Below are 16,416 nucleotides of genomic sequence, written 5' to 3'. Positions count from 1 at the left end.
GGGCGGCCGCCCCGCACGGGGTCAGCCGCCGCGCTCGACCTCCGCCTGGACGATGCCGCCGATCGCGGTGCGCAGCGCCTCGTTGGAGGTGTCGCCCTCGGCGAGCGCGGCGCGGGCGTCCTCGGGCAGCAGGGCCGCGTCCACGTCGTCGAGCCAGCTGACGTCGTCGCCGTTGCGGCGGCCCACCTGCAGCCCCTCCTCGCCCTGCCGCAGCACGTACGTCTCGCTGTCGATCCGGAGTGTCAGGTCGTCGCTCATGGGCGGGCCCTACCCGGCGCGCGGCGGCGCACGCACCCGGAGGATGGCCGCCGTGGACGTCGTCGAGGTGGTCGTCACCGGGCCGGACGCCGACTGGCTGGCCGGCTACACGCGGACGCTGGTGGAGGAGCGGCTGGCCGCCTGCGGGCACCAGCTCGCCGCGATCCGGTCGGTCTACCGCTGGGCGGGGGAGGTGCACGACGACCCGGAGGCCCGGGTCGCGCTGCACACCCGCGCCTCCCTGGTGCCGGCGATCGTCGCCCGCACCGCCGAGCTGCACCCCTACGACGTCCCGTGCGTCATCGCGCTGCCGCTGCTCGGCGGCGGCCCCGACTACCTGCGCTGGGTGGTCGCCGAGACCCGCGAGCCCTAGGGCACGAGGACGAGCTTGCCGCGGACGTGGCCCTCGCGGCTGCGCCGGTACGCCTCGGCCGCCCGCTCGAACGGGTAGGCGCCGGCGACCGGCAGCTGCAGCCGGCCCTGCCGCACCAACTCGGCCACCTGGGCCAGCCGGGGCGCGGCGCCGGCGCTGGACGTCGTCACGTGCACGCCGAGCCCACCGGCGCCGAAGTCGGCGATGGTGACCACCTTGCCGGGGTCGCCGGTGACCGCGACCAGCTCGCGCACCGACCCCCGCCCGGCGGTGTCGACCGCGCCGTCCACGCCGCCGGGGGCGAGCTCGCGCACGCGGTCGGCCAGGCCGGGGCCGTAGGTGGTGGGCAGCGCGCCGAGCGAGCGGACGAAGTCGGCGTTGGCCGGCGACGACGTCCCGATGACGCCGAGCCCGCGGCTGACGGCGACCTGCACGGTGGCGATGCCGACGCCGCCGCTCGCGCCGTCGACGACCACCGTGCGGCCGGCGTCCAGCCCGAGCAGGTCGAGCACCCGGACGGCGGTCTCCCCGGACACGCCGAGCCCGGCGGCGACCTCGAACGACACCTCCGGCGGCCTGGGCGCCCACGCGGTGAGGACGGCGTGCGCGGCGGCGGTCCGCCGGCCCAGGCCGAACACCGCGTCGCCGACCTGCACCCCGGTCACGCCCTCGCCGACCTCGTCCACCACCCCGGCGGCGTCCGCGCCGGGCACGGTCGGCCCCGCCGGCCGGTCGCCGCGGGCCAGCAGCCCGGTGACCAGCTTCCAGTCGATCGGGTTCACGCCCGCCGCGCGGACGGCGACCCGCACCTGCCCCGGCCCGGCGTGCGGCTCCTCCACCTCGGCGACGTGCAGGACCTCGGGCTCCCCGTACTCCTCGTAGACGACGGCGCGCATCCCGCGCTCCTCCCGCTCGGCGGTCGACGTCGCGCTGCAACCGCCGTGACCGCGCGCACGTTCCCGCCGTCAGCCGGGCTCCCCCCGGAGCTTGCGGCGGGCGACGACCACCAGGTCGACCAGCGCGACCGCGGCGAGGACGAACAGCACCACCGCGGGCCAGGTGGGCAGGTCGGTGCGCCACCACAGGACGCCGAACACCGTGCAGGTGACCAGCCCGAAGGCGGCCAGCACCAGCCGGAGGGTGAGCGCCGACCGCGCCGGGGCCGCGCCGCCGATGCCCGCCGTCGGGTCGTGGTGGTCGGGCAGGCCCCGCGCGTACTCCTCGCGGGTGCGCCGGCGCCGCGGCTCGCTCATGCGAGGGGAGGTACCCGGTGCCGGACCGGTCACCCGGGCGGCCGCTGCGAGGATGGCGGGCGTGACCCCGCCCGCCCGCGACACCACCGCCGTCCTCCGCGACCTCGGCGCCGCCCTGCTCGCCGCCGTGCCGGCCGACGCGGCCCGCGTCCGCTACCGCGCCACGGTGGTCGGCGACGTCCGGCGCGACCTGCTCACCGCCGGGTCCGCCGACGGGGAGCCGGTGCCGGTGCCGGCGACCGCCGCCGTCCGGACCGCCGTCGAGGAGCTCAAGCGGGTCATGTGGACGCCGGAGCGCGGCACCTGGCTGCAGACCGACATGACCCTCGACCGGGCCACGAGCCGGCTGCTGCCGATCTTCAACGCCGAGGCCGAGCCCGACGGCCCGCCGCTGCCGCGGGAGGCGCTGGTCGCCGAGCTGCGCGACCACCCCCGGCCGCCGGACGCCGTCCCCCGGTGGATGGCCGAGCGGATCGGCTGACCGCGCGCCCGGCGCCACCGCGCGGGCGGCGCACTACCCTGGATCGACGTGGCCGCTGACTTCTCCGTCGTCCTCGACGAACTCGACACGACCCTCTCGAGCATCGAGTCCGTCCTCGACGTCGACCGGCTCCGCCGCGAGGTGGCCGAGCTCGAGGAGCAGGCCGCCGCGCCGGACCTCTGGAACGACGTCGAGGCGGCCCAGGCGCTGACCTCCCGGCTGTCCTACCTGCAGGGCGACCTGCGCCGGGTCGAGGAGCTGCGCCGCCGGCTCGACGACGTCGGCGTGCTGCACGAGATGGCCGAGGAGGAGTCCGACGAGGCCACCGCGGCCGAGGCCGAGCGCGAGCTGGCCGCGCTGCGCAAGGAGATCGACGAGCTCGAGGTCCGCACGCTGCTCAACGGCGAGTACGACGCCCGCGAGGCGCTGGTGACCATCCGCTCGGAGGCCGGCGGCGTCGACGCCGCGGACTTCGCCGAGATGCTCATGCGGATGTACCTGCGCTGGGCGGAGCGGCACCGCTACCCGGTCGAGGTCTACGACACCTCCTACGCCGAGGAGGCCGGGATCAAGTCGGCCACCTTCGCGGTCAAGCAGCCCTACGCCTACGGCACGCTCTCGGTCGAGCAGGGCACCCACCGGCTGGTGCGGATCTCGCCGTTCGACAACCAGGGCCGCCGGCAGACGTCGTTCGCCGGCGTCGAGGTGCTGCCGGTCGTCGAGCAGACCGACCACGTCGACATCCCGGAGAACGAGATCCGCATCGACGTCTTCCGGTCCTCGGGCCCCGGCGGGCAGAGCGTGAACACCACCGACTCCGCCGTCCGGATCACCCACCTGCCCACCGGCATCGTGGTGTCCTGCCAGAACGAGAAGTCGCAGATCCAGAACCGGGCGGCGGCCATGCGCGTGCTCCAGGCGCGACTGCTGGCCAGGCGGCAGGAGGAGCAGCGCGCCGCCATGGACGCGCTCAAGGGCGAGGGCTCCAGCTGGGGCAACCAGATGCGCTCCTACGTGCTGCACCCGTACCAGATGGTCAAGGACCTGCGCACCGAGCAGGAGACCGGCAACACCTCGGCGGTGCTCGACGGCGACATCGACTCGTTCATCGAGGCCGGCATCCGCTGGCGCCGCCAGCAGGAGACCGTCGCCGCCGGCTGAGGCGTCAGGTCGGTCACACCGCGGAGCGGTTCGCCGGGCGATCCCGCTGGGTAGGGCAGCGGATCAGGGAAACTGCTCCCGGTGCGTCTCCGCGCGAACCGACCATGGTGGGTCGCCGGGCAGGTACCGTGGCGCCTCGTGATCGAATTGCAACACGTCACCAAGCTCTACCCGGCCAGCTCCCGGCCGGCCCTCGATGACGTGTCGACGGAGATCGACAAGGGCGAGTTCGTCTTCCTCATCGGCTCGTCCGGCTCCGGCAAGTCGACGTTCCTCCGGCTGCTGCTCAAGGAGGACGACCCCACCCGCGGCACGGTCACCGTCAACGGCAAGACCCTCAACGGCATGAGCAAGTGGCAGGTGCCCAAGCTCCGCCGCACCATGGGCTGCGTCTTCCAGGACTTCCGGCTCCTGCGCAACCGCACCGTGGCCGAGAACGTGGCCTTCGCCCTCGAGGTGATCAACAAGCCGCACCGCACGATCAAGCGGGTCGTGCCCGAGGTGCTGGAGATGGTCGGCCTCGACGGCAAGGCCAACCGGCTGCCGCACGAGCTCTCCGGTGGTGAGCAGCAGCGGGTCGCGATCGCCCGCGCGTTCGTCAACCGGCCGCTGGTGCTGCTCGCCGACGAGCCCACCGGCAACCTCGACCCGGAGACCAGCGAGGGGATCATGCTGCTGCTGGAGCGGATCAACCGCACCGGCACCACCGTGATCATGGCGACGCACGACTACCACATCGTCGACTCCATGCGCCGTCGCGTCATCGAGCTCAACGGGGGCCAGATCACCCGCGACCAGTCGCGCGGCGTCTACGGCGTCGGCCGCTGACGGTCGTCCCCCTCTACGACCTGCACCTCACGACAGGGAACCCATGCGCGTCAACTTCGTCCTCTCCGAGGTGGCCACCGGGCTGCGTCGCAACCTGACCATGACGGTCGCGATGATCCTGACCACGGCCATCTCGCTCGGTCTCATGGGCACCGGCCTGCTCATCGCCGGGATGATCTCCGACATGAAGGAGATCTACTACGACAAGGTGCAGGTCTCCATCTTCCTGGCCGACGGCGTCACCGACGAGCAGCGCAGCGCGATCGAGCAGCAGCTGTCGGGCTCGTCGGAGGTGCAGAGCTTCATCTACGAGTCCAAGGAGGAGGCCTACGAGCGCTTCCGGCAGCAGTTCTCCCAGCAGCCCGAGCTGGTCGAGAACACCCCGCCGGACGCGCTGCCGGAGAGCTTCCGGGTGGAGCTGGTCAACCCCGAGCGCTACGAGGTCATCGCCGCGGAGTTCCCGAACGGGCAGAACGGCGTCGACCAGGTGCGCGACGAGGGCGACTTCCTCGACCGCCTGTTCAGCCTGCTCAACGGCGCCCGCAACGCCACGATCGCCGTGGCGGTGGTCCAGGCGCTGGCGGCGCTGCTGCTGATCTCCAACACGATCCAGCTGGCCGCGTTCAACCGCCGCAACGAGACCAACATCATGCGGCTGGTCGGCGCCTCCCGCTGGTACACCCAGCTGCCGTTCATCCTCGAGGCGGCGCTGGCCGGGCTCATCGGCGCGCTGCTCGCCGTCGGCGGCCTGGTGCTGACCAAGGTGCTGTTCGTCGACAAGACGCTGGCCGGCCCGATCAAGGCCGGGATCATCCCGCCGGTCGACTGGGGCGCGATCGCCACGATCAGCCCGATCATCGCCGCCGCCGGCGTCGGCCTCGCCGCGATCGCCGCCTACGTGACGCTGCGCCTGTACGTCCGGCTGTAGCGCCCACCCTCCGTCGAGATGCCGCCGTCTCGCCCGCCCGCGGACCCCGGGGCGTACGAGATGGCGGCATCTCGCGCGTCGCGGGCCGGTGGCGGGTAGGGACGGGCCATGACGACGACGGGCGAGGCGCTGGGGCGGGCCGCGGATGTCGACGCCGGACGGGCCGACGTGCGGCCCGCGCTGCGGCGGCTGGGCGCGATCGGCGCGTTCGAGCGGGACGACGACGACCCGACCGAGGCGCTGCTGGCCTCGGTGCGGATGGTCCGCGAGCTCGCGTCGGTGTCGCTGGCCACCGCGTTCGCCGCCTGGTCGCAGCGGATGGTGCTCGAGTACCTGCGCTCCTGCCCGCCGCCGGAGCCGCAGCCCGACCTGGTCGCGGGGCTGCGGGCGGGCACCGTCCCGGGGGCCACCGCGCTCGCCCCGGCGGTCGCCGACCTCGCCGGCACCGGCACGCTGCCGGTCACCGCCACCCGCGACGGCGCCGGCTGGCGGCTGTCGGGCACCGTCGGCTGGGCGTCCAACCTCTTCGACGACGCCGTCGTCGTCGCCCCGGCGCGCACCCCGGACGAGGGCCGCGTCGTCGTGCTGTTCCGGCTGACCGACCCCGGCGTGACGCCGACCGGGCACTACGACCTGCTGGGCCTCAACGGCACCGGCACCGGCGGGCTGCACCTCGCCGGCGTCGCCGTCGGGCCGGGACGGGTGCTCACCGACGACCTCGCCTCCTTCATGGCGGTGTGCCGGCCGGCGATGCTGCTGCTGCAGACCGCGCTCGCCCTCGGCGTCGCCGACGCCGCGCTGGCCGCGGCGGCCGAGCACGTCCCCGGCGTCCTGCGGGCCGACGCCGACGCGCTGTCCGAGCGCCGCGACGACGCCGCCCGGCGGCTGGAGGACCTCGCCGGCGACCGGGTGGGCGTGGGCCCCGGCGACCTCGCCCGGCTGCGGCTGGCCGCCCTCGACGCCGCCGCCGAGGCGGTGCGGCTGGAGTCGGCCGTCAGCGGCGGGCCGGGCTACCTGGCCGCCAGCGACACCGCCCGGCGGGTGCGGGAGGTGGCGTTCCTGCCGGTGCAGGCGCCCACGTACGCGCAGCTCCGCCGCGAGATCACCCTGGCCGGGCACCGGCAGTAACCTGGGGACATGCCGCGGGAACAGGGGCGCAAGCTCATCGCCCAGAACAAGAAGGCGCGGCACGACTACTCGATCCTCGACACCTACGAGGTCGGCCTGGTGCTCACCGGCACCGAGGTGAAGAGCCTCCGCGCCGGCCGGGCGTCGCTGGTCGACGGCTTCGCCACCGTCGACGACGGCGAGGTGTGGCTCCAGCACGTGCACATCCCCGAGTACACGCAGGGGACCTGGACCAACCACGCCCCGCGCCGCAAGCGCAAGGTGCTCATGCACCGCGCGGAGATCGACAAGCTGATCGGCAAGACCCGCGAGGGCGGCCTGACGCTCGTGCCGCTGGACCTGTACTTCAAGGACGGGAAGGTCAAGGCCACCCTCGCGCTGGCCAAGGGCAAGAAGGCCTACGACAAGCGCCAGGACCTGGCCGAGCGCGACTCGCGCCGGGAGATCCAGAAGGCGTTCGGCCGCTACGTGAAGGGACGCCGTTGAGGGGCATGCGTTGAGGGGGATCGCCTACGACCGGTTCGGGGGCTCCGACGTCCTGACCCTGCGCGACGACCTGCCCGAGCCGCCGGTCGGCCCGGACACCGTGCTCGTCCGCACGCACGCCGCGGGGGTCAACCCGGTCGACGTCGGCATCCGCGAGGGGCACCTGGCCGGGGCCTTCCCGCACCACTTCCCGATCGTGCCGGGCTGGGACCTGGCCGGGACCGTCGAGGCGGTCGGGCCCGCGGTCCACGACCTCGCCCCCGGCGACGAGGTGTTCGGCTACCTGCGCCGCGACGACGTGCAGTGGGGGACCGCCGCCGAGCTGGTGCCCGCGCCGCAGCGCTGCGTGGCGCGCAAGCCGGAGTCGCTGTCGTTCGCCGAGGCCGGGGCGCTCCCGCTCGCCGGGCTGACCGCCTACCAGGCGCTCACCGAGGCGCTCGACGTCGGCGAGGGGGACCGCGTCCTGGTGCACCGCGCGGCGGGCGGGGTCGGCTTCTTCGCCGTCCAGATCGCCGTCGCGCTCGGCGCGCACGTCATCGGCACCGCCGGCCCGCGCAACCACGGCTTCCTCCGCGACGCCGGCGCCGCCGCGGTGCTCGACTACTCGGCCGGGCCGATCAGCGCGCAGCTGTCCGAGCCGGTCGACGCCGTGCTCGACCTCAACGGCGGTGACGCGCTCACCGACGCCCCGAAGCAGGTGCGCGACGTCGCCCGGATCGCCGGCGTGGTCGACCCGGCGGTCAACGAGATGGGCGGGCGGTACGTGTTCGTCCGGCCCGAGCGGCACGACCTCGAGGAACTCGGCCGGATGGCCGACGCCGGCCAGCTGCGGGTCTCCATCGCCAGGGCGTTCCCGCTCGAGCGCACCGCGGAGGCCCACGACCTGGTGGCCGGCGGGCACGTGCGGGGCAAGGTCGTGGTCACGCTCCGCTGAGCGCACCCGGCGTGGCGGCCGGCTCCCCGGGCAGCGGCCTTCCGGGGAGCACGGACGCGGGGAAGCCTGCGCGCATGCCCCGGACCAGGCATCTCCTGTCCCTGCTGGTCCCGCTGGTCACGGCGGTGGCGCTGGCCGGCGTCCCGGCGACGGCGGCCGCCGGCACGGCGCCGGACGCCGGGGAGCTGCAGGCCACGCTCACCGACCTCGTGCAGCAGCCCGGCGGCCCGCCCGGGGCGGTCGTGACGCTGGGCCGCGACGGGGACCTCGACGTCCTCGCCGCCGGCGTGGCCGACCTCGCCACCGGGCGCCCGCCCGCGGCCGGGGACGCCATGCGGGTCGCCAGCGTGGCCAAGGCGTACGACGCCGCCACGGTGCTGGCCCTGGTGTCCCGGGGCGTCCTCTCCCTGGACGAGCCCGTCGGCACCTGGCGGCCGGACCTGCCGCAGGCCTGGCAGGCGGTCACCCTGCGCCAGCTGCTGGGGCACACCAGCGGCATCCCGGACTTCAGCCGGAGCGAGGCCTTCGTCGACGCGCTGCTGGCGTCGCTGCAGGACCCGCCGCCGCCCCGGGAGCTCCTCTCGTACGTCGAGGACGAGCCCCTGCTGTTCGCCCCCGGCACGGAGTACCGGTACTCCAACTCCGACAACGTCCTCGCCGGCCTGGTGGTCGAGGCGGCCACCGGCCGCCCCTACGCCGACGTGCTGGCCGCGCTGGTGCTCCGGCCCGCCGGCCTGACCGCCACGGGCCTCCCCGTCGGGTCGGACCTCCCGAGCCCGTACCTGCACGGCTACGACGTCTCCGAGCAGCCGCCCGAGGACGTGAGCACCGCGATCGCCGCCGGCTGGTCGTGGGCCTCCGGTGGCGTCGTGTCCACCCCCGCCGACCTCGCCCGCTTCGTCGGCGCCCACGTCCGCGGCGACCTCACCGACCCGGCCACCCGGGTCGAGCAGTTCACCTTCCGGCCGGGGTCGTCGGAGCCGCCCGGCCCGGGCCGCAACTCCGCCGGGCTCGGGCTGTTCCGGTACGACACCCGCTGCGGCACCGTCTACGGCCACACCGGCAACACCGCCGGCTACACCCAGTTCGCCGCCGCCACCGCCGACGGCGCCCGGACGGTCACCGTCTCGGTCACCGGGCAGCTCACCCCGGACACCGCGCCGGAGCTGTTCGAGCAGCTCCGGGAGGTCTACCAGCTGGCGACCTGCGCGGCCGTCGCCGGACACCGGTGAGCCCGGTTCCCTGGCCGGCGCTACGTTCGCTCGGGTGAGCTGCGATCCACCGGTCGACGACGACGACGTCCCGCGGTTCTGGCGCGAGCTCGGCCTGCCCGGCCTGGTGGACGTGCACGTGCACTTCCTGCCGCCACGGGTGCAGGCCAAGGTGTGGGCGTACTTCGAGGCGGCGGACACGCACTACGGCACCGGCTGGCCGGTGCACTACCGGCTGCGCAAGGTCGAGCGGCTCGCGGTCCTGGAGCGGCTCGGCGTGCGGGCGTTCCCGACGCTGCCGTACCCGCACAAGCCGGGGATGGCCACCTGGCTCAACGACTGGTCGTCGGAGTTCGCCGACGCCCACCCGCAGGTGCTGCGCTCGGCCACGTTCTTCCCCGAGCCGGAGGCGCCGCACTACGTCGCCGAGGCGCTCGACCGCGGGGTGCGGGTGTTCAAGGTGCACGTGCAGGTGGGCGCCTTCGACCCGCGGGACCCGCTGCTGGACGCGGTGTGGACGCGGCTGGAGGAGACCGGGACGCCGGTGGTCATCCACTGCGGCTCCGGCCCGCTGCGCGGCGAGCACACCGGCCCCGGGCCCGCGGCCGGCCTGCTCGAGCGCCACCCGCGGCTGCAGCTGGTCATCGCGCACCTGGGCATGCCCGAGTACCGGGACTTCCTCGACCTCGCCGAGCGGTACGAGCGGGTGCACCTGGACACCACGATGTTCGCCACCGCCTTCACCGAGCGGCTCATGCCCTTCGACCGCGCCGACCTGCCGCGGCTGGCCGCGCTGCGGGACAAGGTGCTGCTCGGCAGCGACTTCCCGTCCATCCCGTATCCCTACGCCGAGCAGCTGGCCGCGCTGGCCCGCCTCGACCTCGGCGACGACTGGCTGCGCGCGGTGCTGCACGACAACGGCGCCCGGCTGTTCGGGATCGGTGCCCGGTGATCCGGCTGACCGCCCCCGTCCTCGGCACGCCGGACCCGCGCGGGCTGGCCCGCTTCTACCAGCGGCTGCTCGGCTGGCCGGTCCGCGACGACGAGGCCGAGTGGGCCACGTTGCGCCCCGACGACGGGAGCACCGGCCTGTCCTTCCAGCTCGAGCGCGACCACGTGCCGCCGGTGTGGCCGCCGGAGCCGGGCACCCAGCAGATGCAGGTCCACCTCGACCTGGAGGTCGACGACCTCGACGCGGCCTGCGCGCTCGCCGAGGAGGCCGGCGCCCGCCGGATCGGCGGCTACGACGACCCGCACGAGCGGGTGCGCGTCTACGCCGACCCCGCCGGCCACCCGTTCTGCCTGTTCGTGCGGGTCTGAAACCCGGTCGCCCGCGGCGGGGGAGCCCGCCTAGCCTGACCGCCCGTGACCGACGTGCTCCCCGCCGACGTGACCGGCCTGCCCGGCGGGCTGACCGCCCGCCCGCTCAGCCTCGACGACGCCCCCGCCGCGGCCGACCTGCTCGCGGCCGCCGAGGCCGTCGACGACACCGGCGAGCACGAGGACGCCGGCGACCTGGCCGAGTGGTGGGGCCGCGAGCTGGTCGACCTGCCCTCCGACGGCCGGGCCGTGGTCACCGGGGACGGGCGGCTGGTGGCCTGGGCGACGTCGATCTCCCAGCGCGGCGGCCGCGAGGCGCTGCGCGTCTGGACCGAGGGCCGGGTGCACCCGGACTGGCGCGGGCGCGGCATCGGCCGGGCGCTGGTCGACTGGCAGGTGCGCCGCGGCACCGCGCAGCACGCGGCGTTCGCCCCGCCCGGGCTGCCCGGCCGGCTCGTCGCCGGCGCCTGGCCCGCGATGACCTCGCTGGAGCGGCTGCTGGAGCGCCGGGGCTTCGCGGTCGAGCGGCTGTTCGCCACCATGGAGCGCCCGCTCGACGGGCTGCCCGCCGTCGACGTGCCCGCCGGGATCGAGCTGGCGCCCTTCACCTGGGACCGCGACGACGAGGTGCGCCGCGCGCACAACGCCGCGTTCACCGAGCACCACGGCTCCACCGAGCGCGACGAGACCGCCTGGCGCACCTGGTTCACCGGCGTGAAGGCGTTCCGGCCCGACCTCTCGGTGCTCGCGCTGGACGGCGACGGCGCCGTCGCCGGGTACGTCCTCGCCTACGTCTACGAGGCCGACACCCGCGCCACCGGCATCCCCACCGTCCACCTCGGCCAGATCGGCGTGCTGCCCGGCGCCCGCGGGCGCGGCGTGGCGGGCACGGCCATCGCCGCGGCGCTCGACCGCGCCGCGGCCGACGGCTGCCGCGCGGCCCGCCTCGACGTCGACACCGAGAACACCACCGGCGCGTTCGCCCTCTATGAGCGGGTCGGCTTCCGGGTCGCCCGCACCCACCACGCCTGGGCGTTCCCGGTCCCGCCGGTCGCCGGGTGACGCGCCCGGCGCGGGAGGCGGACCTGCCGCTGGTCGAGGCGGCCGAGCGGGCGTACGTCCGGGACGTCGAGCCGGCGCAGGAGGCGGCCTGGACCGCCGCGCTGGACCGCAACCGGGCGCTGTGGCGGGCCGACCTGGCCCGCACCACCGTGCTCGAGGTGGACGGGGAGCCCGCCGGGTTCGTCATGTGGACCCCCGACGACGGGGCCGCGCTGGTGGTGACCGTGCAGGTGCTGCCGCCGTTCCGCCGGCGCGGCCACGGACGGCGGCTGCTCGAGGCGTGCGCCGCCGACGCCGCGGCCGCCGGGCACGCCGAGGTCCGGCTCGGCGTGCACCGGGACAACCCCGCCCGCGCCCTGTACGAGGCCGCGGGTTTCGCGCCGGCGGGGGAGGACGGCGAGTACCTGCTCTACCGCCGGGCGGCCCGGACCGCTCGCTAGGGTCGCCGGCATGGTCACCGCCGATCAGCCCGTCCTGGACCCCGCCCTCGTCGGCCGCGCGCACCGCGCCGTCGAGCCGCTGCACAACCACGTGTACTTCGTGCCGGAGACCGAACAGCACCTGACGGCGATCGGCCTGCGGCCCGGGCGGATGGTCTACTTCGCCGGCCGGGCGGCCCCGATGGGCGCCGTCGGCCCGGGCGTGGTGACGGCGACCTTCTCCAACTTCTCCCCGGCGATCGTGGCCCGCCACATCCCGCGGGCCTGGACGCTGGCCTCGCCCGCGCAGGTGGTGGAGGCCCGGTTCGCCTCCGCCCGCGCCTCGCTGACCCGGCTGCTCGGCGGCGAGGAGGCCGCGGCCGCCCCGGAGGTCACCGAGCTCGGCGACCTGCTCGCCGACGCCTGCTCGGTGCTCCCCGCCGAGGGGCGCCCGCTGTACGCCGGCCACGCCGACCTGCCCTGGCCGGAGGACCCGGTCACCCGGCTCTGGCACGCCGCGTCGCTGCTGCGCGAGTGGCGCGGCGACGGGCACGTCGCCGTCCTGCTCCGCCACGGCCTGTCGGGCCTGGAGGCGCTGGTCACCCACACCGCCACCGGCCGCGGGTTCCTGCCCGCGTCGGCGAAGGCCACCCGCGGCTGGAGCGACGAGGACTGGGCCGCCGCCGCCGCGCGGCTGGCCGACCGCGGCCTGCTCGACGGCGACCGGCTCACCGAGGCCGGGCAGCGGCTGCGCGCCGACCTCGAGGCCGAGACCGACGCCCTGGGGACCACGCCGTGGGCGCACCTGGGCCCGGAGCGGACGGCGCGGGTGGTCGAGCTGGGCAAGCGGATGTCGGCCACGCTCGTCGCCAACGGCGCCTACCCCTCCGGCGTCTTCGCCGGCCGGTGACCCCGAGGCTGCCCGAGGCGCCCGGCGAGGGGCCGACCGCGGACCTGCTGCGCGCCCGGCGCGGCGGCGTCCTGTCCACCCTCGACCGGCTGCTGCTGCACAGCCCGCCGGTGGCCGAGGGCTGGAACGCGCTGCTCGGCGCGCTGCGCGGCGGCACCACGCTCCCCGCCGACCTGCGGGAGCTGGTGGTCCTGCGGGTCGCCGTCCTCGCCGGCGCGACGTTCGAGTGGGCCGCGCACGAGCCGATCGCCCGCCGCGCCGGGCTGACCGACCTGCACCTGCGCGTGCTGCGCGCCGAGGACGCCACCGCCGAGCCGGTGTGGACGCCGGCGCAGGCCGCCGTGCTGGCGTTCACCGACGCCTCGGCCCGCGCCGTCACCGTCCCCGACCCGGTGTTCGCCGCGGTGCGCGCCCACCTCGACGACCGCGGGGTCGTCGAGCTCACCGCCCTGGTGGCCGGCTACGCGATGGTCGCCCGGTTCCTCGTCGCGCTGCAGGTGCCGCCGCCGGACGGGGAGGTTCCGGGCTGACCCGGTTCTCCCTATGGTGTGCCCTAGGTCACATCCTCGGGAGCTGTCATGACCACGACCGACCGTCCTCCGCAGCGCACCGACGTCGACGCCGCCTTCCGCGGCCACGCCACCTACCGCAGCCTCGGCGAGCAGGAACTGAGCCCCGCCGAGGAGCGCTTCGAGAAGGGCCGCCGGACCGTCGGGCTGTTCCTCGCCCCGGTCGTGACGATCGTCTTCGCGTTCCTGCCGCTGGACCTGCCCCGGGACCAGCACCTGCTCGCCGCGGTCCTGCTCGGCGTCATCGTCCTGTGGATCACCGAGCCGGTGCCCATCCCGGTGGGCGGCCTCATCGGCGTGGGCGCGATCGTCGTCCTCGGGGTGGTGCCGGCCGACGACGCGGTGGCGCCGCTCGGCTCGACGACGGTGTTCACCTTCATCGGCGCGTTCATCCTGGCCGCCGCGATGCTCAAGCACGGCGTCGCCCGGCGGTTCGCGATGGCGATCCTGTCGATGCAGTGGGTCGGCGCCTCCACGGCGCGGGTGATCATCGCGTTCGGGCTGATCACCGCGCTGCTGTCGGCGTTCGTCTCCAACACCGCCACCGTGGCGATGCTGCTGCCCACGGCGATCGGCATCCTCTCGGTGATCGCCAAGCTCATGCAGGACAAGGGGCTGGTCCGGCCGGACTTCGACCCGCTGCGGCTGCGGGTCGGCGTCGCGCTGATGCTCATGCTGGCCTACGGCGCGAGCGTCGGCGGGCTGATCACCCCGGTCGGCACGCCGCCGAACCTGATCGGCCGCGGGCTGATCGAGGAGGCGACGGGGGAGCGGATCGGGTTCCTCGACTGGATGCTCATGGCGCTGCCGATCTGCGCGCTCATGTTCGTCGCGCTGGCCGCGGTCCTGCTGCTGCTCAACCGCCCCGAGATCAAGCGGATCGAGGGCGTGCACGAGTACGTGCGGCAGGAGCGGGCGCAGCTCGGCCCCGTCTCGCGGGCGGAGAAGAACACGCTGACCGCCTTCGGCATCACCGTCGCGTGCTGGATCTTCCCCGGCGTCATCGCGCTGACCGCCGGCACGGACTCCGACCTCTACACGACGATCAGCGACCGGATGGACGAGGGCGTCATCGCCGTCCTCGGGGCGTCGCTGCTGTTCCTGCTCCCCACCGACTGGAAGCGGCGGGAGTTCACCCTCAACTGGTCCGACGCCGCGAAGATCGACTGGGGCACGATCCTGCTGTTCGGCACCGGGATCATCTTCGGCTCGCTGCTCGCCGACACCGGCCTGGCCGAGACGATCGGCAACAGCTCCGCCGACTGGCTCGGCCTGACCAGCACGTTCGCGATCACGGTCTTCGCGGTGATCCTGGCGATCGTCATCAGCGAGACGACGTCGAACACCGCCTCGGCCGCGGTCGTCGTGCCGATCATCATCCCGGTGGCGGTGGCCGCCGGCATCAACCCGTTCGTGCCCGCCCTGGCGGCGACCTTCGCGGCGTCCTTCGGGTTCATGCTGCCGGTGTCGACGCCGCAGAACGCCATCGTCTACGGCTCCGGCGTCGTGCCGATCACCAAGATGATCCGCTCGGGGATCTCCTTCGACGTGCTGGGCGCACTGCTGATCGTGGTCCTGCTGCCGGTGATGGTGGACCTCGTCCTCAACGTCTGACGGGTGAACGGAGAGGGAAGTCTCCCTCTCCGGCGAGCCCGGGCACGCGGGGACGTGTCACGATGGACGACGGCCCGCGTGCTGGCGGGTGCCGGTCGACGGGGAGGAGGGCGAGCCGTGCGCAGCGAGCCCCCCAGTCCCAGTCCCGAGGCCCTCCCCGCCTAGGTCCCGGTCGCGCCGCGCGCGCCGGGGCAGCGCTCGCGTGGAGGGCCTCCGCTGAGTCCCGCCACCCAGCGTCCCCCGGGAGCCCGTCATGGCCGACCGTCGCCTCGCGCCCCTCACCGCCCTGTCCACCCTCGGCCGCCGTCCGCGGCCGCAGGTGCTCCGGCCGGTGCCGACCCCGCCGCCGGCGCCGCCGCAGCCCGAGCGCCAGTCGCGCCTGGTCGACAACGCCGTCTACGCGAGCGGCCGGCGCATCGCCACCCCGCCGTCGGCGGAGGAGAGCCACGACTGGCTGACCGAGGGCTTCGACGACCGGCTGGTGTGGCTGGGCCTCTACCGGCCCGTGCCCGCCGAGCTGGGGGAGCTGGCCGAGCAGTACGACCTGCCCGAGCTCGCCGTCGAGGACGCCATCCAGGCCCACCAGCGGCCCAAGTTCGAGCGCTACGGCGACACGCTGTTCGTCGTCCTCAAGGCCGCGCGGTACCTGGACGCGGCCGAGGAGGTCGAGTTCGGCGAGCTGCACCTGTTCCTCGGCCGGCAGTTCGCGATCACCGTCCGGCACGCCGAGTCGCCGGACCTGGCCCGCGTGCGGCGGCGGCTGGAGAGCGAGCCGGCGCTGCTGGCCAAGGGCAGCGAGGCGGTGCTGTACGCGATCCTCGACGCCGTCGTCGACGGGTACTCGCCGGTGGTCGCGGGCCTGGCCAACGACATCGACGAGATCGAGACCGAGGTCTTCCGCGGGGACCCCGGCGTCTCGCGGCGCATCTACGAGCTGTCGCAGGAGGTCCTGGAGTTCCAGCGCGCCGCGCAGCCGCTGACCGGGATCCTCGCCGCCATCACCGCCGGGTTCGACAAGTACGGCGTCGACGAGGAGCTGCGCAGCTACCTGCGCGACGTCGCCGACCACGTCACCCAGGTCAACGAGCGCATCGAGGCGTTCCGGCTGCAGCTGCGCGACATCCTCACCGTGAACGCGACCCTGGTGGCGCAGCGGCAGAACGACGAGATCCGCGAGCTCACCGAGGCCTCGATCGCGCAGGGCGAGGAGGTCAAGAAGATCTCCGCGTGGGCGGCCATCCTGTTCGCGCCGACGCTGGTGGGCACGGTCTACGGGATGAACTTCGACGACATGCCCGAGCTGTCGTGGCACCTGGGCTACCCGTTCGCGCTGGTGCTGATGCTGGGCGTGAGCCTGACGCTGTACGCCGTCTTCAAGCGCCGCGACTGGATCTAGCGGCCCGGGCCGGCCTGTCGATCATCGGCTGCCTGCACGACGACACGCCGTCGCCCGGCGTGTCGAGCGGCAGGCACCCGATGGT

20 protein-coding genes are annotated in these 16,416 nt (G+C 74.9%); 17 read left to right on the top strand and 3 right to left on the bottom strand.

Going from position 1 to position 16,416, the window contains the following annotated elements:
- Positions 1–21: 21 nt before the first annotated feature.
- A complete protein-coding gene (locus ACI79L_RS21420) occupies positions 22–258 on the bottom strand; it encodes a hypothetical protein (RefSeq protein ID WP_456926190.1) in 237 nt (78 codons plus the stop codon).
- 43 nt (positions 259–301) lie between these two features.
- Between ACI79L_RS21420 and cutA the strand changes: the two genes are divergently transcribed.
- Positions 302–631: a divalent-cation tolerance protein CutA gene (cutA, locus tag ACI79L_RS21415; protein WP_456938726.1), complete on the top strand. Its 330-nt coding sequence runs from the start codon at positions 302–304 to the stop codon at positions 629–631.
- On the opposite strand, the gene ACI79L_RS21410 is transcribed toward cutA, so the two are convergent.
- Together ACI79L_RS21410 and ACI79L_RS21405 are read right to left on the bottom strand one after the other, a co-directional pair.
- Positions 628–1,527: an NADP-dependent oxidoreductase gene (locus ACI79L_RS21410; protein WP_456938725.1), complete on the bottom strand. Its 900-nt coding sequence runs from the start codon at positions 1,525–1,527 to the stop codon at positions 628–630. The genes cutA and ACI79L_RS21410 overlap by 4 nt on opposite strands.
- A 69-nt stretch (positions 1,528–1,596) precedes the next feature.
- Positions 1,597–1,884, bottom strand: a complete 288-nt coding sequence (locus tag ACI79L_RS21405) for a DUF6343 family protein (RefSeq protein WP_456938724.1) — start codon at positions 1,882–1,884, stop codon at positions 1,597–1,599.
- Between the two features lie 61 nt (positions 1,885–1,945).
- Between ACI79L_RS21405 and ACI79L_RS21400 the strand changes: the two genes are divergently transcribed.
- The 16 genes from ACI79L_RS21400 (at position 1,946) to ACI79L_RS21325 (ending at position 16,331) form a co-directional block, all read left to right on the top strand.
- Positions 1,946–2,365, top strand: a complete 420-nt coding sequence (locus ACI79L_RS21400; RefSeq protein ID WP_456938723.1) for a hypothetical protein — start codon at positions 1,946–1,948, stop codon at positions 2,363–2,365.
- Between the two features lie 48 nt (positions 2,366–2,413).
- Complete coding sequence (gene prfB, locus ACI79L_RS21395; protein ID WP_456938722.1) at positions 2,414–3,526, top strand: peptide chain release factor 2; 1,113 nt, start codon at positions 2,414–2,416, stop codon at positions 3,524–3,526.
- Positions 3,527–3,664: 138 nt separating this feature from the next.
- A complete protein-coding gene (ftsE, locus tag ACI79L_RS21390) occupies positions 3,665–4,354 on the top strand; it encodes a cell division ATP-binding protein FtsE (RefSeq protein WP_456938721.1) in 690 nt (229 codons plus the stop codon).
- A gap of 43 nt (positions 4,355–4,397) precedes the next feature.
- Positions 4,398–5,282, top strand: coding sequence for a permease-like cell division protein FtsX (gene ftsX / locus ACI79L_RS21385; protein WP_456938720.1), 885 nt, complete (start codon positions 4,398–4,400; stop codon positions 5,280–5,282).
- 108 nt (positions 5,283–5,390) lie between these two features.
- Positions 5,391–6,410 (top strand): hypothetical protein, encoded by a 1,020-nt coding sequence (locus ACI79L_RS21380; protein ID WP_456938719.1) that lies wholly within the window; start codon positions 5,391–5,393, stop codon positions 6,408–6,410.
- Between the two features lie 9 nt (positions 6,411–6,419).
- A complete protein-coding gene (gene smpB, locus ACI79L_RS21375) occupies positions 6,420–6,896 on the top strand; it encodes an SsrA-binding protein SmpB (RefSeq protein WP_456938718.1) in 477 nt (158 codons plus the stop codon).
- A gap of 10 nt (positions 6,897–6,906) precedes the next feature.
- Positions 6,907–7,830 (top strand): NADP-dependent oxidoreductase, encoded by a 924-nt coding sequence (locus ACI79L_RS21370; protein WP_456938717.1) that lies wholly within the window; start codon positions 6,907–6,909, stop codon positions 7,828–7,830.
- 74 nt (positions 7,831–7,904) lie between these two features.
- Entirely contained in the window at positions 7,905–9,062 is a 1,158-nt protein-coding gene (locus tag ACI79L_RS21365) for a serine hydrolase domain-containing protein (RefSeq protein WP_456938716.1), read from the top strand.
- A gap of 34 nt (positions 9,063–9,096) precedes the next feature.
- Positions 9,097–9,993, top strand: a complete 897-nt coding sequence (locus ACI79L_RS21360; protein ID WP_456938715.1) for an amidohydrolase family protein — start codon at positions 9,097–9,099, stop codon at positions 9,991–9,993.
- Positions 9,990–10,361 carry a VOC family protein gene (locus ACI79L_RS21355; RefSeq protein ID WP_456938714.1) on the top strand — a complete coding sequence of 124 codons (372 nt, stop codon included), beginning with the start codon at positions 9,990–9,992 and terminating at the stop codon, positions 10,359–10,361. Before ACI79L_RS21360 ends, ACI79L_RS21355 begins: the two co-directional genes overlap by 4 nt.
- A 45-nt stretch (positions 10,362–10,406) precedes the next feature.
- Entirely contained in the window at positions 10,407–11,423 is a 1,017-nt protein-coding gene (locus ACI79L_RS21350; protein ID WP_456938713.1) for a GNAT family N-acetyltransferase, read from the top strand.
- A complete protein-coding gene (locus ACI79L_RS21345) occupies positions 11,420–11,863 on the top strand; it encodes a GNAT family N-acetyltransferase (RefSeq protein WP_456938712.1) in 444 nt (147 codons plus the stop codon). Before ACI79L_RS21350 ends, ACI79L_RS21345 begins: the two co-directional genes overlap by 4 nt.
- Positions 11,864–11,873: 10 nt before the next feature.
- Positions 11,874–12,752, top strand: coding sequence for an SCO6745 family protein (locus ACI79L_RS21340; RefSeq protein ID WP_456938711.1), 879 nt, complete (start codon positions 11,874–11,876; stop codon positions 12,750–12,752).
- Entirely contained in the window at positions 12,749–13,282 is a 534-nt protein-coding gene (locus ACI79L_RS21335) for a carboxymuconolactone decarboxylase family protein (protein ID WP_456938710.1), read from the top strand. The genes ACI79L_RS21340 and ACI79L_RS21335 overlap by 4 nt, the downstream gene beginning before the upstream one ends.
- 48 nt (positions 13,283–13,330) lie before the next feature.
- Positions 13,331–14,935 carry an SLC13 family permease gene (locus ACI79L_RS21330; RefSeq protein ID WP_456938709.1) on the top strand — a complete coding sequence of 535 codons (1,605 nt, stop codon included), beginning with the start codon at positions 13,331–13,333 and terminating at the stop codon, positions 14,933–14,935.
- Between the two features lie 253 nt (positions 14,936–15,188).
- Complete coding sequence (locus ACI79L_RS21325) at positions 15,189–16,331, top strand: magnesium and cobalt transport protein CorA (protein WP_456938708.1); 1,143 nt, start codon at positions 15,189–15,191, stop codon at positions 16,329–16,331.
- The last annotated feature ends 85 nt before the right edge of the window (positions 16,332–16,416 follow it).

It is taken from the genome of Geodermatophilus sp. SYSU D00684 (genome assembly GCF_054050455.1).
This window is presented reverse-complemented; position numbering and strand designations above follow the sequence as displayed.

Bases quoted from the DNA above. Each gene is read 5' to 3' on its own strand.
- ACI79L_RS21420 (WP_456926190.1), bottom strand. From the start codon at position 258: ATGAGCGACGACCTGACACTCCGGATCGACAGCGAGACGTACGTGCTG.
- cutA (WP_456938726.1), top strand. From the start codon at position 302: ATGGCCGCCGTGGACGTCGTCGAGGTGGTCGTCACCGGGCCGGACGCC.
- ACI79L_RS21410 (WP_456938725.1), bottom strand. From the start codon at position 1,527: ATGCGCGCCGTCGTCTACGAGGAGTACGGGGAGCCCGAGGTCCTGCAC.
- ACI79L_RS21405 (WP_456938724.1), bottom strand. From the start codon at position 1,884: ATGAGCGAGCCGCGGCGCCGGCGCACCCGCGAGGAGTACGCGCGGGGC.
- ftsX (WP_456938720.1), top strand. From the start codon at position 4,398: ATGCGCGTCAACTTCGTCCTCTCCGAGGTGGCCACCGGGCTGCGTCGC.
- ACI79L_RS21380 (WP_456938719.1), top strand. From the start codon at position 5,391: ATGACGACGACGGGCGAGGCGCTGGGGCGGGCCGCGGATGTCGACGCC.
- smpB (WP_456938718.1), top strand. From the start codon at position 6,420: ATGCCGCGGGAACAGGGGCGCAAGCTCATCGCCCAGAACAAGAAGGCG.
- ACI79L_RS21365 (WP_456938716.1), top strand. From the start codon at position 7,905: ATGCCCCGGACCAGGCATCTCCTGTCCCTGCTGGTCCCGCTGGTCACG.
- ACI79L_RS21340 (WP_456938711.1), top strand. From the start codon at position 11,874: ATGGTCACCGCCGATCAGCCCGTCCTGGACCCCGCCCTCGTCGGCCGC.
- ACI79L_RS21330 (WP_456938709.1), top strand. From the start codon at position 13,331: ATGACCACGACCGACCGTCCTCCGCAGCGCACCGACGTCGACGCCGCC.
- ACI79L_RS21325 (WP_456938708.1), top strand. From the start codon at position 15,189: ATGGCCGACCGTCGCCTCGCGCCCCTCACCGCCCTGTCCACCCTCGGC.